Source organism: Serratia sp. 1D1416 (genome assembly GCF_003641105.1).
GTDB classification, from domain to species: Bacteria; Pseudomonadota; Gammaproteobacteria; order Enterobacterales; family Enterobacteriaceae; genus Serratia; species Serratia ficaria.
Map to the genome: position 1 here is coordinate 5,509,691 of NZ_CP032738.1, position 13,258 is coordinate 5,522,948.

General features: G+C 60.9%; 13 protein-coding genes and 1 pseudogene. 1 reads left to right on the forward strand and 13 read right to left on the reverse strand.

The annotated features are described in order from the left end of the window. Positions 1 to 62 precede the first annotated feature (62 nt). Positions 63 to 359 carry a YfcZ/YiiS family protein gene (locus D7I37_RS26720; protein WP_073970247.1) on the reverse strand — a complete coding sequence of 99 codons (297 nt, stop codon included), beginning with the start codon at positions 357 to 359 and terminating at the stop codon, positions 63 to 65. A gap of 406 nt (positions 360 to 765) precedes the next feature. On the opposite strand from D7I37_RS26720, the gene fadL reads away from it, so the two are divergent. Beyond that, the gene (gene fadL, locus D7I37_RS26725) at positions 766 to 2,088 is read left to right on the forward strand and encodes a long-chain fatty acid transporter FadL (RefSeq protein ID WP_061795735.1); all 1,323 of its coding nucleotides are present in this window, start codon (positions 766 to 768) and stop codon (positions 2,086 to 2,088) included. Positions 2,089 to 2,143: 55 nt separating this feature from the next. Here fadL and D7I37_RS26730 read toward each other — a convergent pair whose 3' ends face one another. From D7I37_RS26730 to ccmA, 12 genes and pseudogenes are all read right to left on the reverse strand, one after another. After that, a complete protein-coding gene (locus D7I37_RS26730) occupies positions 2,144 to 3,283 on the reverse strand; it encodes a glycoside hydrolase family 105 protein (protein WP_061795734.1) in 1,140 nt (379 codons plus the stop codon). Positions 3,284 to 3,321: 38 nt separating this feature from the next. Then, entirely contained in the window at positions 3,322 to 4,884 is a 1,563-nt protein-coding gene (locus tag D7I37_RS26735) for an MFS transporter (protein ID WP_095098588.1), read from the reverse strand. Positions 4,885 to 5,210: 326 nt separating this feature from the next. Beyond that, positions 5,211 to 5,972 (reverse strand): phospholipid-binding lipoprotein MlaA, encoded by a 762-nt coding sequence (gene mlaA / locus D7I37_RS26740; protein WP_061795732.1) that lies wholly within the window; start codon positions 5,970 to 5,972, stop codon positions 5,211 to 5,213. A 33-nt stretch (positions 5,973 to 6,005) separates the two neighbouring features. Then, a pseudogene (gene ccmI, locus D7I37_RS26745) lies at positions 6,006 to 7,216 on the reverse strand (c-type cytochrome biogenesis protein CcmI). Further along, complete coding sequence (locus D7I37_RS26750) at positions 7,216 to 7,680, reverse strand: cytochrome c-type biogenesis protein (RefSeq protein ID WP_061795730.1); 465 nt, start codon at positions 7,678 to 7,680, stop codon at positions 7,216 to 7,218. Before D7I37_RS26750 ends, ccmI begins: the two are co-directional and overlap by 1 nt. Beyond that, positions 7,677 to 8,228 (reverse strand): DsbE family thiol:disulfide interchange protein, encoded by a 552-nt coding sequence (locus D7I37_RS26755; RefSeq protein WP_061795729.1) that lies wholly within the window; start codon positions 8,226 to 8,228, stop codon positions 7,677 to 7,679. Before D7I37_RS26755 ends, D7I37_RS26750 begins: the two co-directional genes overlap by 4 nt. Beyond that, positions 8,225 to 10,195, reverse strand: coding sequence for a heme lyase CcmF/NrfE family subunit (locus tag D7I37_RS26760; RefSeq protein WP_061795728.1), 1,971 nt, complete (start codon positions 10,193 to 10,195; stop codon positions 8,225 to 8,227). The genes D7I37_RS26755 and D7I37_RS26760 overlap by 4 nt, the downstream gene beginning before the upstream one ends. After that, positions 10,192 to 10,686: a cytochrome c maturation protein CcmE gene (gene ccmE, locus D7I37_RS26765; protein ID WP_061795727.1), complete on the reverse strand. Its 495-nt coding sequence runs from the start codon at positions 10,684 to 10,686 to the stop codon at positions 10,192 to 10,194. The genes D7I37_RS26760 and ccmE overlap by 4 nt, the downstream gene beginning before the upstream one ends. Continuing rightward, the gene (gene ccmD, locus D7I37_RS26770; protein ID WP_061795726.1) at positions 10,683 to 10,919 is read right to left on the reverse strand and encodes a heme exporter protein CcmD; all 237 of its coding nucleotides are present in this window, start codon (positions 10,917 to 10,919) and stop codon (positions 10,683 to 10,685) included. Before ccmD ends, ccmE begins: the two co-directional genes overlap by 4 nt. Next, complete coding sequence (locus D7I37_RS26775) at positions 10,916 to 11,653, reverse strand: heme ABC transporter permease (protein WP_061795725.1); 738 nt, start codon at positions 11,651 to 11,653, stop codon at positions 10,916 to 10,918. The genes ccmD and D7I37_RS26775 overlap by 4 nt, the downstream gene beginning before the upstream one ends. A gap of 102 nt (positions 11,654 to 11,755) precedes the next feature. Continuing rightward, positions 11,756 to 12,415, reverse strand: coding sequence for a heme exporter protein CcmB (gene ccmB / locus D7I37_RS26780; RefSeq protein ID WP_095098591.1), 660 nt, complete (start codon positions 12,413 to 12,415; stop codon positions 11,756 to 11,758). Beyond that, complete coding sequence (gene ccmA, locus D7I37_RS26785; protein ID WP_129544832.1) at positions 12,415 to 13,047, reverse strand: cytochrome c biogenesis heme-transporting ATPase CcmA; 633 nt, start codon at positions 13,045 to 13,047, stop codon at positions 12,415 to 12,417. The genes ccmB and ccmA overlap by 1 nt, the downstream gene beginning before the upstream one ends. Positions 13,048 to 13,258 lie beyond the last annotated feature (211 nt).

Genomic DNA, 13,258 nt, shown 5'->3' on the forward strand with positions numbered 1-13,258 from the left:
AGCAACTTTCTATCGGCGGGAAACGCGGCGCGATGAATAGCGCGCCGCAGTGCAAGGTAGGGTTAACGCAAACCGAGCTGGAAAATCAGCGTTTCCGCCTGGCAGGCGAAGGTAAAATCGGCCGCCAGCCGTACGCCGCCGTCAACCGGTTTAATGCTGCTGCTGATGTCGCAAGGGTCGGATTCCACCGCGCGCGCCTTGGCCGTCAGCGCGGCCAGCATGGCCTGCGCATCCTGTTGATTGCCAAACACCTGGCTGTAGGACGCGGTGCAATCGGTGTTGTCCATCACGGTGCCGACATCCACGCAGCAGCAAGCTGCGGTTTCCTGGGCGCTGCATTTATTAATTGCATCTGACATGGTTGGTTCTCCTCAGGGGCCACTGGCAAACGGGCCCGAACTGCCATTGACTGACCGGCATAAAGCCACAAAATTCTGCGGGTATTTTACTCCGCCGCGCAATCAATCACTAGCACTTACTTTTTATAGGTGTTTTAAGTGATGGAAATCACAAATAAAAATCGGCGTCTGCTAAGCAATGGTAAGAATTTTGTTATTTACCGTTGGCTTTTTGTTAAGCAGATCTCTTTTTTGATATCAGATTGGAAATATTTCAAAAACAAAGTTGCAACATATTCACAGGTCGGACCTATAATTCAGCCACTGGTCTGATTTGTCTGAATGATAACGGACCCTACAATCCCGCGCTCCTTGTTACCACGTGTAACAATAGTTTAAATAATAAACACATAATGAGGTTTTGGTCATGAGCCAGAAAAACCTATTTACTAAATCAGCTCTCGCAGCTGCAGTGGCAATTATTTCTTCAAACGTGTCTGCCGCAGGATTCCAGCTGAATGAGTTTTCATCAGCTGGCTTAGGACGTTCGTATTCTGGCGAAGGCGCCATCGCAGACACCGCGGCATCCGCCAGCCGCAACCCGGCCCTATTGATGATGTACACCCGCCCGGAATTCTCGATCGGCGCGGTATTTATCGATCCGGACGTGGACATCACCGGCAAATCCCCCTCCGGCGCCAGCCTGAATTCCAAGAACATCGCCCCGGTGGCCTGGGTGCCGAACCTGCATTATGTGCATCCGATTAACGACCAGTTCGCGGTTGGCGGCTCGGTCACCAGCAACTATGGCCTGGCCACTGAATTCAACGACGGTTATACCGCAGGCGCTTACGGCGGTAAAACCGATCTGACCACCGTGAACCTGAACCTGAGCGGCGCCTACCGCCTGAACCAGCACTTCAGCTTCGGTCTGGGCTTTGACGCGGTTTACGCAAAAGCCAAACTTGAACGCTATGCCGGTGAATTGCCGAAACTGCTCGCCGGCTCAGGTCAATTGCCGCCGCAGCTGGCCGGCCCGGTATCTCAAATCCCGGCGGATACCCAGATCTCTCATTTGAAAGGTGACGAATGGGGCTTCGGCTGGAACGCCGGCATCCTGTACGAAGTGGATGAAAACAACCGCTACGGCTTCACCTACCGTTCCGAAGTGAAAATCGACTTCGACGGCGATTACAAAAGCAGCCTGCCCTCGGCATTCAACCCAATCCTGGCCGCCAACGGCCTGCCATGGGGCACCAACGGCAGCACTATTCCGGGTTCTCTGACCCTGAACCTGCCGGAAATGTGGGAACTGTCCGGTTACAACAAGGTGGCGCCGCAGTGGGCTATCCACTACAGCCTGGCCTACACCAGCTGGAGCCAGTTTCAGGAGCTGAAGGCCACCGGCAGCAACGGCCAGACGCTGTTTGAGAAGCACGAAGGCTTCAAGGACGCTTACCGCATCGCGCTGGGCACCACCTACTTCTATGACGATAACTGGACCTTCCGCACCGGTATCGCCTTCGACGACAGCCCGGTGCCGGCTCAAAACCGCTCCATCTCCATTCCGGATCAGGACCGCCTGTGGCTGAGCGCCGGTACCACCTACGCGTTCAACAAGGACGCATCGGTTGACGTGGGCATTTCTTACATGCACGGCCAGAAAGTCACCGTCAAGGAAGGCCCGTACACCTTCGAGTCCGAAGGCAAGGCCTGGCTGTACGGCGCCAACTTCAACTACCGCTTCTGAGCGGTATCGAACGGCAAGCCAAAGCGCCCCCAGGGGCGCTTTTTTATTGACGGTGTCATAAGTAAATGCGCGAATACTCTACCAGGCACAGGATCGCCATCGCCTGGCCGTAAGGCATCGAGGTCAGCGGGATCTGGCGATAATACGCCAGCTCGCGCCCCATGGCGGTGCCGAAAGACACGTCGGTCAACTCCCCCTGCGGCGTAATGCGTTCAATCACCCCCCGTACCGCCCGCTCCGCCATCGCCGCATACTCGCCGCCGAGGTAACGCTTGCGCACCGCCTTGAGAATGCCATAGGCGAATCCGGCCGTCGCCGAAGCCTCCAGATAAGAATGCGGATCGTCCAGCAAGGTGTGCCATAAACCGCTGTCATCCTGGCAGCGCGCCAACGCCGCCGCCTGGTTTGCCAGCAACTGCTGCATGAAGCGCCGCGTGGCGTCGCGCTCGGGCAGATCCAGCAGCTCGAGCAGTTCGGGGATCACCATGGTCAGCCAACTGTTGCCGCGCGCCCAGCGCGCCCTGGCGAAATTGTGCCGCTCCTCGAAGGTCCAGCCGTGGAACCACAGCCCGCTCTCCCGATCCTGCAAATGCTGCGCATGCACCAGAAACTGGTATTTGGCCTCTTCCAGATACGCGGGACGGTTCAGCAGGCGGCCGATTTTCGCCAGCGGCAGCACGCTCATCATCAGCGTGTCGTCCCACAGCTGCTGGTGATTCTCTTCCGCCAGCGTCACGTGCTGGATGCCGCCGTCCTGGGTACGCGGCATGTCGTGCATCACCCATTCGGCCCAGCTCTCCAGATAGGGCAACCAGCGCGGGTCCCCGGTTTCCTCATAGCGATAGGCCAGCGTCAGAAACGGACAGACGGTGTTGACGTTTTTGGTCGGCGTGCCCTCCGCCAGGCGCGCGCTGAACCAGTCATCGACGATCGCCCGCAGCCCGGCGTCGCCGGTCTGCCGGTACTGCTGATAAATGCCGTACAGGCCGATGCCATGCGTCCATTCCCAGCCGGCCCAGCCCTTGGTGTCGATCACCCTGCCGTCGTCCAGCCGCAAGAGAAACTCGCCGCTGTCATCGGTGATGTTGACCAGGTTATCCACCAGATCGGCGATGCGCCGCTGCAGCTGTTCGCGGGAGATGAAACGTTCGGGTTGGCGCAGCAGCGGGCTGTGCTTAACGGGGTATACCACCATCGGAGACTCCTTGATTGTTCGCGCTTCAGGTCTGAGGTTCAGAGGATCATCTGCTTTCTGCCGTCGATTTCCCGCGGCAGCGGCGGCGCGGCGGGCTTATGGCGATTGGCGTAGCCAATGTTGTTGTTGCCCCACAGGCACTCGTAGGGCATTCCCGTCAGCAGCTCGACGGTCGCCCGCGCCTGCGGCAAGATTTTTTCCGGCACGATGCCGCGCGCCGCGCGCATCTTGGCGGTTTCCGCCCGCAAAACGCCGTGGGTGGCGAGGTTCAATTTAAAGCGCAGCGAAATAAAGAACCCTACGCACAACACCGCCACCGTGCCCAGGCACAGGATCAGCAAAATGGTATGGCTCACCGCCGGCGGCTGTTCGCCGCGGCCGGAAACAAAGCCGGAAAATTGCATCGTCAGGCCGACCAGAATCACCGCGCCAGCCTGCGAGGCCTTGCGCGTCAGGGTCATGATGCCGGCGAAGATCCCTTCGCGCCGTTGGCCGGTGATCGCCTCATCCACATCGGCGATGTAGGTATAGATATTCCACGGCACATAGTTGATGCCGCCGCGCCCCAGCCCGGCCAGCGCGGAGATCAACAGCAACAGCGAGAACGCGTCATTCAGCCCGGCGTAATACAGCCCGCCGTAGGAAAGCGCGCTCAGCCCGAACAGCGTCACCACCAGCCGGTACGACGGCGCCGGCCCAAAGCGAATGCACAGCGGGATCATGCCGATCACCGCCACGAACTGCATCACGGCCATCCAGCCCATCAGCGTGGAAGCCACCGCGGCGCTCTGCATCAGCACGAACACCACGTAGTAGGTGAACACCGCGTTGAAGACGTCCTGGGCGATGTAACCGCCGAGATACATGCCCAGGTGCTGGCGAAAAATCCGCACCCGCAGGGTGGAAGACAGTTCGACGCACAGACGGCTGAGGCTTTGGCCCAGCGTCAGCCGCCGGCGTTCGACCTGGCTCTCCGGCCCCGGCGCGCGCTCCCAGGTGAAGCGATGCACCAGCGTCAGCACCAGCGCGCACAGCACCGAGAACACCAGGCTGGCATAGAAAAAGGACACCGCATTGTCCTTGCCGAAATACCCCAGCAAAGCGCCCGGCAAAAAAGCCGCCAGGATCGCGGAAAGCTGCGCCATGGAAATGCGCGCGCCGGAAAACTTGGTTTTCTGTTTGAAGTCGTCGGTCATCTCCGGCACCAGGGTTTCATACGGCACCAGCACCATGGTGTAGACCACGTCGAACAGCAGGTAAGTCAGCAGATAGTAGCCGTAACCCATGTCGCCCACCCACATCAGGCTATAGCTGAACACCATCGGAATGCCGAGCAGAATGAAAAATTTGCGGCGGCCAAACAGCCTGCCGAGGCGGGTGGCGCCGAAGTTGTCGGTCAGGTAGCCCATCAGCGGGCTGATCAGCGCATCCAATAGCCTGGCCAGCGCAAAAATGGAGGTCGCCTCGATCGGGCTCAGGCCGCAAAAGGTGGTGTAGAAGTACAGCAACCAGGCGGCGGTCAGCGCCGTGGTGCCCGCGCCGAGAAAATCCCCCGAGCCATAGGCAAGGTAGTTGAGTAAACCTATTTTACGCGTTTTCATTGCTCCCCTCCTGATGGCGTCGGGTGTCGTAGTCCGGTGCATTGCAGAAAGCTTTCGGTAAAAGTAGGTTTGCGGCGGTCAAAAAACCTTGGTTTCTTTGCCACCCGGCGGCGAAGACTGGCGCCAAAATGAAGAATGCGCCGATCAACCATCCAATTTAATAAAACAATGTTTTAAATTTAAAGAAAAGGCCAACCGATGTTAAAGAATCGCAGTCGGGATCACGAATTTGACAGAGGTGCTGAAGGAGGACGGGAGTTCGGAAAATAAAAAATGCCGGTCGGTTTACCCGACCGGCATTTTTATCGCGCGCGGTATGGCGGGGCTTATTGCGCCGAGTCGATCTCGTCGAGATCGCCCTGGATCGCCTTGGCGTTCGGGTTCTCTTCCGGCTTCAGCGAACCGCCGTTGGCGATGAAGTCATGACGCTGGAAGTAGGCTTCGCGCACCATGATGTAAGGATCGGAAGAATTGCGCAGCAGGCCGTCGGAATCCAGCAGCTGGGCGCGGGTTTCAATGCCCTCGACCACCCACTTGCCCGCCGACATCCAGAAGGTCAGGTAGCTGAGCATCGGATACAGCGTATCCGCCCAGTCGCCGCCCTCGTCGCGCAGGGTGAAGCTGCCGTAGCCCGGCAGCATCACGTACGGGCCGTAGCCGACGTCATAATGCCCCAGGGTGCTGCCGAAACGGTTCGGTTCTTCACGCGCCAGCTTCGGGTTGGCCATGCCGGCCACGTCGATCAGGCCGCCCATCCCCAACAGGGTGTTCAGGAAGAAGCGGTTGAAGTGGATCATCCCGCGGTACGGATCGCCCTTCAGGAAGGCGTTGACCATGCTGGCCGGCTCTTCCAGGTTGGAGGTGAAGTTGCTCAGGCCGTTACGCGCCGGCATCGGCACATAGTCGCGCCAGGCCACCGCCACCGGGCGCAAGACGTAGGGATCCAGGACGTTGTAGTTGAAGTCGAACATCGTCCGGTTAAACCCTTCCAGAGGATCGGATCGCCCTTGTGGTTCATTGTCTGGCGCGCTGGCACAGCCCACCAATAATACCGTTGCGAAAGCCAGCCCAGTCAGGCGAAAGTTCATATTTTTCTCCATAAAAACACGTTCGGTCTTTTTTCAGGGAACCTGCTTGTTTATTTGAACGCTAACCTGCTCTTTGCCGCTGAAGTTCTGCAGCGCGCTCTCGCCAAACCAGTCGCCCGCCCGTGGCGTGGCCATACCGTCGCGAGAAATTCGCACTCGTACCTTCACCCGATGCTGAGCCGAAAGCAGGCGCTCAGGCATCATGGCATTGCTGTCATCCAGAGAAAAAGACAGCGGAAAACGGCTGAGCGGCAGTTGTTTCACCGCTACCGGCACCGGGCTGACGCCATCGGTCACCGAAATGACCAGCGTGCCCTGCTGCGGCAAGGCGTTAGACGCCTCCGGCGCTAACGTCACATTAACACCCAGTTTAACAGTTTCTTCGCCAGCCTGTGCTTTTGCTTGCGCGATGCTGCGTTGGATCACCTCGGCGCGCGGATCCCCGGCCGGCAGCAATTTCAGCATCACCTGCCAGGCGCCGATGGCCTGTTTAAAATCGCCCCGTTCGAAGGCGTTGAACGCCAACAGGCTCAGCACGCGCGGGTTGCCGTGATCTTCGGCGATCATCCGGCGCAACATTTGCGCAGCCTGCTTGTTATCCTCCGGATCGTTGGATCGCGTCAAGACCTCGGCATAACCCAGCCGCACTTCCAGATTATTCGGATCCAGTTGATATGCATGGGCAAACGCCTGGGTGGCGGTGGTGGCGTTGTTGAGCGCCATGCCGACGCGGCCCAGCATCATCCAGTCGTTGACGTTGCGGCTGTCCTGCTGCAGCGCGGTGCGCAGGCCCAGCCCAAGACGCGCGATCTCTTCCATGCCGAGCGGCCTGGCGCGTTCGTTGGCGACGCGTTCACGCAGCGCCGGCATTTGCGCCTGCACCTGGCGCCATTCCATCACCTGCGCCAGCCCGCCGGTTTTCAGATAAAAACCCAGGGTCACCACCAGCAGCAGCAACACGCCCGGCACCAGCGCCCAGCGATTGATCGGTTTCGCCTGCGCTTCCTGCTGGCCGGGAATATCGTTCAGCAGGTTTTGCTGCAGCTCCTTCACCAATTCAGGACGCTCGGCGATCACCCCTGCTGTTCATCCTGCTCCAGCTCGCTGAGGCGATCCTGATAAAACGCCTTGTTCAGCGCGTCGCGGCTGGCGGCGGCGTTTTGCTTGCCGTGGCGCATCGCCGGAACCACCAGCAACGCGGCGGCGCCAACCAGCAGCGCAATAATAGTCAGCCAAAAAGCCATTAGGGTTTCTTCCTGTCGGTCTCTTTCAGCAGCGCAGCCAGGCGCTGTTGTTCCTGTACGGAGAATTCATCGTCCGCCGCGGCGCCGCGGCTTCGGGTGCGCAATATCACCACCGCGCCGCCGATCAGCACGAACAGCAGCGGGCCAAGCCACAAAATCAGCGTCGCCGGCGTTACCGGCGGTTCATAGGTGACGAAGTTGCCGTAGCGCGCCACCATGTAATCGATGATCTGCGGCTTGCTTTGCCCCTGCATCATCAGCTCGTACACCTTGGTGCGCATGTCGGCGGCGATGATGGCATTGGAATCGGCAATGCTGTTGTTCTGGCATTTCGGGCAGCGCAGCTGTTCGGTCAGCTCGCGATACTGCTGCTCCTGCTCCACCGAATTGAACTTATAGGTGTCGATCGCCGCCGCGGCGCTCCAGCTCAGCAGCGCGGCGAACATCAGGGCGACCAGCCTCATGCCTCACCCCCGTACTTCCTGTACAGCGGCAGCACTTCCTGCTGCCAGACGCGCTCGTTCATATCGCCGGCGTGGCGATAGCGGATCACCCCCTGCCCGTCGATCAGAAAGGTTTCCGGCGCGCCGTACACCCCGAGATCCAGCCCCAGCATGCCGTCGCCGTCGTACAGGCTGAGCGCATAAGGATTGCCCAGCGAGTTCAGCCAGGTCACCGCCTTGCTGCGGTCATCCTTGTAATTGAGCCCCACCACGCGGATGCCGCGCGCCGCCAGGGTATTGAGATATTGATGTTCGGCGCGGCAGGTCGGGCACCAGGTCGCCCAGACGTTGAGCAGCATCGGCTTGCCGTTGCGCAGCACCGCCTGATCGTAGGTTTTGCCCGGCTGATCCAGCGATTCCAGCTTGAAGGTCGGCACCGGTTTGCCGATCAACGCCGATTCCAGCTGGGTCGGATCCTCGCCGCCGGCGTTGCGCGTCAGCTGCACCATAAAGGCCGCCACCAGCAGCAGGAACAAGATTAAGGGAATAAACAGCAGCTTACGCTTCATGATTGCGCCTCCAGCTTGCCTTCACGCTTGAGTTTTTTGCTCATGCGATAGCGCGGATCGAGAATGCACAGGATGCCGCCGATTGCCATAAATACGCCGCCGAACCAGATCCAGCGCACGAAAGGTTTGTAGTACAGCCGCACCGCCCAAGAGCCGTCGTCCAGCTCTTCGCCCAGCGCCGCATACAGATCGCGGCTGAAGCCGCCGTCGATCGCCGCTTCGGTCATCATGCTGCGCGCCACGCTGTAGTAGCGTTTCTCGGCGTGCAGCGTCGCTTCCGGCTTGCCGTTGCGCGTGACGTCGATAATGCCGACGCCGCCGCTGTAGTTCGGGCCGCGGATGTCGTGCACGTCACGGAACACGAAGCGGTAATTGTGGATATCCACGCTGTCGCCGGCCTTCATGCGCACGTCGCGCTCGACGCTGTAGTTTTGGCTGAAGGCGATGCCGATCACCGTCACCGCCACGCCGAGATGACCGAGCACCATGCCCCAATGGCTGCGGGACAGGTGCGCCAGGCCGCGCCAGAAACCGTGGCGATGCGTGGCGCGCTCGTGCAGCTCCATCAGCGTCAGCAGGATCACCCACACCGCCATGATCAGGCCCACCACCGTCATGCCGACGATGCTGTCCTGCAGCAGCCACGGCAGCAAAATCGACAGCGCCAGGGTGACAACCAGCGCCGCGCCGAGGCGGCGCCACAGCTTGGTCGGCTCATCGCGGCGCCAGCGCACCAGCGGGCCGATACCCAACAGCAGCGCCAGCGGCGCCATCAGCCAGGTGAACATGGTATTGAAGAACGGCTCGCCGATTGAGATGCTGCCCAGCCCCAGCTGTTTATGCACCAGCGGCAGCAGCGTGCCCAGCAGCACCACCAGCATGGCGGCAATCAACAGCACGTTGTTGCCCAGCAGGAAGGTCTCGCGCGAGAAGGTTTCGTGCTGCACCCGGCTGCGCACCTGGCCGCCCTTGATGGCGTACAGCAGCAGCGAGCCGCCGATCACCATCACCAGATAAGCGAGGATAAACATGCCGCGCGCCGGATCCGAGGCGAAAGAGTGCACCGACACCAGCACGCCGGACCGCACCAGGAAAGTCCCCAGCAGGCACAGCGAGAAGGCGGTGATCGCCAGCAGCACCGTCCAGGCCTTGAAGGTGCCGCGTTTTTCAGTGACCGCCAGCGAGTGGATCAACGCCGTGCCGGCCAGCCAGGGCATAAAGGAGGCGTTTTCCACCGGATCCCAGAACCACCAGCCGCCCCAGCCCAGTTCGTAATAAGCCCAGGCCGACCCCAGCACGATGCCCAGGGTGAGGAACACCCAGGCCGCGGTGGTCCAGGGACGCGACCAGCGCGCCCAGGCGGTGTCGAGCCGGCCGGCCATCAGCGAGGCGATGGCGAAGGCGAAGGCCACCGAGAAACCGACGTACCCCATATACAGCAGCGGCGGGTGGAAAATCAGGCCGATGTCCTGCAGCAGCGGGTTGAGATCGCTGCCGTCGATCGGGAAGTTCGGCAGGGTACGGGTGAAGGGGTTGGAAGTCATGATGATAAACAGCAGGAAACCCGCGGTGATCATGCCCATCACCGAGAGCACGCGCGCCACCGCATCCTGCGGCATGCTGCGGCTGCACAGCGCCACCGCCAGCGACCAGCAGCTCAGCAACAGCACCCACAGCAGCAGCGAGCCTTCATGCGCTCCCCAGGTGGCGGCGATGCGGTAATAGACCGGCAGCCGGGTATTGGAGTTGGCGGCCACGTAGGCCAGGGTAAAATCATTGACCACGAAGGCGTGCACCAGGCAGATGAACGCCAGCGCGATGGCGGCGAACATGCCGTAGGTCAGCGGCCGGGCCACCGCCATCATGCGCCGATCCTGACGCGCCGCGCCCCACTGCGGATAAATGCTCAGCAGCAGCGCGATCGCCAGCGCCAGGCACAGCAGAAAACTGCCCATTTCCGGCATCATGATTTGCTGCCCCCGTCCTGCGGCGCGGCATAAGCCTCCGCCGGTCCCTTATGATTTTCTTTCATCGCATCGGCCACTTCCGGCGGGGTGTATTTTTCATCGTGCTTGGCCAGCACTTCGCGCGCATTGACCACGTTGCCTTCGCCCAGCACCCCCTGCGCCACCACGCCCTGCCCTTCACGGAACAGGTCCGGCAGAATGCCGGTGTAGGTAACGCCGATGGCGCCGCGCGCATCATAGATCTTGAAGCTGACCTGCAGCGTGTTCGGATCACGCTTCACCGAACCGGGCATCACCATGCCGCCGATGCGCAGGCGTTGGCCCACCTCGGGCTTTTCGCGATCTTCGCCCTTGCCCTGCAGGATTTCGCCCGGGGTATAAAACAGATCGATGTTGGAGCGCAGCGCATACAGCATCAGCGTGGCGGTCAACGCGACGCCAATCAGCACAACAATCGCCAGATACAGGCGGCTTTTACGACGTGGATTCACAATGCTTTCTCCCGCGATGCGGCGGATTTTTGTTTTGACTGCTGCGCATGGCGGATGCGCCGTTCGCGCGCCTGACGGCGGCCGATCTCATTCAACAGCTGCCTGCGCTGCCACAGGGTGTGCGCCACCAGCCCCAGCAGCGAGATCAGCGTAACGGCCACCGCCAGCCAAACGTAGAAGGCGTAGCCGCCCATGGCGAAAAACGCCTGCCAGGAGGTAAAGGCGGCATTCATGATTGGCGCTCCTTATCGACCAGGCCGGCGACCCACGGGCGCTGACGCTCCTGGATCAGGATCAAATTGCGCAGGCGCATCAGGGTGAGCGTGACGAAGAACAGCAGATAGCCGAGGATGGCCCAACGCAGCGGGGTGCGCATGCTGGGGGCAATGCTCTGTTGCATGTTGGTCGACCCCTGATGGAGGGTATTCCACCATTCGACCGAGAAATGAATGATCGGAATGTTCACCACCCCCACCAGCACCAGAATGCCGGCGGCGCGCCCCGCCAGGCGGCGGTCCTCAAAGGCGTTGTACAGCGCGATGATGCCCATATACAGGAACAGCAGCACCAGTTCGGAGGTCAGGCGCGCGTCCCATACCCACCAGGTGCCCCACATCGGCTTGCCCCAGGCCGAGCCGGTGACCAGCGCGATAAAGGTGAACACGGCGCCGATCGGCGCCATCGCCGCCACCACCGTATCGGACATTTTCATCTGCCACACCAGGCCGATAAACGCCGCCACCGCCATCGAGGCGTAGATGCCCATCGACCACATGGCCGCCGGCACGTGAATATAGATGATGCGGAAGCTGTCGCCCTGCTGGTAATCCTTCGGCGCAAAGCCAAAGCCCCACGCCCAGCCGAGCAGCAGGCAGGCGGCGCCCGCCAGGCCCAGCCAGGGGATAAAGCGGCCGCAGACGTGATACAGCCGTTCAGGCCGAGCCAGTTGATGTAACCATTTCCACATTGTTGTCATTGCTCACGGTAAATTTTATTCGTCAGCCGCCCCTGTTGCCGGAGCGACGAAATTGCCGGCGTTATAACCCCGCAGGTCAATTCAATCAGTTAGCTAGTGCACGCTCACCCTCAGCGCCGCCGCGGTGGCGAAAGGCGCCAGCGTCACGCTGCCGGCCAACATCGCCCCCAAAATCGCCAGGTAGCCGTCGATCGGCATGCCCATGGATGCGGCGTCGATGGCGCCGGTGGCGAAAATCAGCACCGGAATATACAGCGGCAGCACCAGCAGGCTGAGCAGCACCCCGCCCTTGCGCAGCCCGACGGTCAGCGCCACGCCGATGGCGCCGATCAGGCTCAGCGTCGGCGTGCCCAGCAACAGCGTGCCGGCCACCGCCAGCCAGGTATGCATATCCAGCGACAGCAGCAGCGCCACCAGCGGCGACAGGATCAGCAGCGGCAGCCCCGTCACTACCCAGTGAGCACACACTTTGCCCAATACCGTCATCGGCAGCGGCGTCGGCAGCAATAACAGCTGCTCCAGCGAGCCGTCGAGATAGTCATCGCGGAACAGCCGCTCCAGCGACAGCAGCGAAGCCAACAGCGCCGCCACCCAAATAATTCCCGGCGCAATGCGCGCCAGCAGCTGCGGCTCGGGGCCGACGCCCAGCGGGAACAGCGTGATCACAATCAGGAAAAACCACAGCGGGTTTACAATCTCCGCCCCTTTGCGAAAGGCCATCTTCAGCTCGCGGCGCAGTATGGTCAAAAACATTAAGCGTTCTCCGCGTGCTGGTCCGCCAGGCGGATTTTCCCCACCGTTTGGCTCACGCCGGTCAAATCCTGATGCGTGGTCAACAATACCATGCCGCCCTGGCGCGCATGTTGCTCAAAAAGGCTAATTAATTCAGCCACGCCCTGTTTATCGATCGCCGTCAGCGGTTCATCCAGGATCCACAGCGGGCTGTCGCTGAGCCACAGCCTCGCCAGCGCCACGCGCCGCTGCTGCCCGGCCGACAGCTGCGCCACCGGCAAATCCTCATAGCCCACCAGCCCCACCTGCTCCAGCGCCCGCCAGATGGCTCGGCTCTCGGGCGCGCTGCGCACCGCCTGATAAAACCGCAGATTTTCGAAGGGAGTCAACAGGGTTTTGATCCCCGGCTGATGGCCGAGGAACAACAGTTCCTGGTGATAGGCTGCGCGGTCGCGCAGCGTATTGCGCCCGCGCCACAACACCTCGCCGGCATCCGGCCGCGCCAGGCCGGCCAAAATGCGCAACAGGCTGGTCTTGCCCGCGCCGTTCGGGCCTTCCACCTGAATGATCTCGCCCGGATGCACCGAAAAGCTTAGCTCGCTAAACAGGGTGCGCTCATCGCGCACGCAACTCAGACCTCTGGCTTCCAGCATCAGGGAACTCATATTTTTCTTTGGGATAGCGAATCATAGCATAAGCCTCGCGCCGCACGCAGCCCGCCGCCCGTGCTCCGGAGGGGCAATATGGCGCGCAGGATCAAGAATGCGCGGAAAAAACCGCCGAAGTTTAACTCTTGTTACTTTTTTCTGCATTTCGCCGCATTTTCGCCACCCGTCGCCTGGGCATCTACGCTTAATGCATGGC

Excerpts from the sequence above, each read along its gene's own strand:
- D7I37_RS26720 (WP_073970247.1), bottom strand. The coding sequence starts at position 359 with ATGTCAGATGCAATTAATAAATGCAGCGCCCAGGAAACCGCAGCTTGC.
- fadL (WP_061795735.1), top strand. The coding sequence starts at position 766 with ATGAGCCAGAAAAACCTATTTACTAAATCAGCTCTCGCAGCTGCAGTG.
- D7I37_RS26730 (WP_061795734.1), bottom strand. The coding sequence starts at position 3,283 with ATGGTGGTATACCCCGTTAAGCACAGCCCGCTGCTGCGCCAACCCGAA.
- D7I37_RS26735 (WP_095098588.1), bottom strand. The coding sequence starts at position 4,884 with ATGAAAACGCGTAAAATAGGTTTACTCAACTACCTTGCCTATGGCTCG.
- mlaA (WP_061795732.1), bottom strand. The coding sequence starts at position 5,972 with ATGAACTTTCGCCTGACTGGGCTGGCTTTCGCAACGGTATTATTGGTG.
- D7I37_RS26750 (WP_061795730.1), bottom strand. The coding sequence starts at position 7,680 with ATGAGGCTGGTCGCCCTGATGTTCGCCGCGCTGCTGAGCTGGAGCGCC.
- D7I37_RS26755 (WP_061795729.1), bottom strand. The coding sequence starts at position 8,228 with ATGAAGCGTAAGCTGCTGTTTATTCCCTTAATCTTGTTCCTGCTGCTG.
- D7I37_RS26760 (WP_061795728.1), bottom strand. The coding sequence starts at position 10,195 with ATGATGCCGGAAATGGGCAGTTTTCTGCTGTGCCTGGCGCTGGCGATC.
- ccmD (WP_061795726.1), bottom strand. The coding sequence starts at position 10,919 with ATGAATGCCGCCTTTACCTCCTGGCAGGCGTTTTTCGCCATGGGCGGC.
- D7I37_RS26775 (WP_061795725.1), bottom strand. The coding sequence starts at position 11,653 with ATGTGGAAATGGTTACATCAACTGGCTCGGCCTGAACGGCTGTATCAC.
- ccmB (WP_095098591.1), bottom strand. The coding sequence starts at position 12,415 with ATGTTTTTGACCATACTGCGCCGCGAGCTGAAGATGGCCTTTCGCAAA.
- ccmA (WP_129544832.1), bottom strand. The coding sequence starts at position 13,047 with ATGCTGGAAGCCAGAGGTCTGAGTTGCGTGCGCGATGAGCGCACCCTG.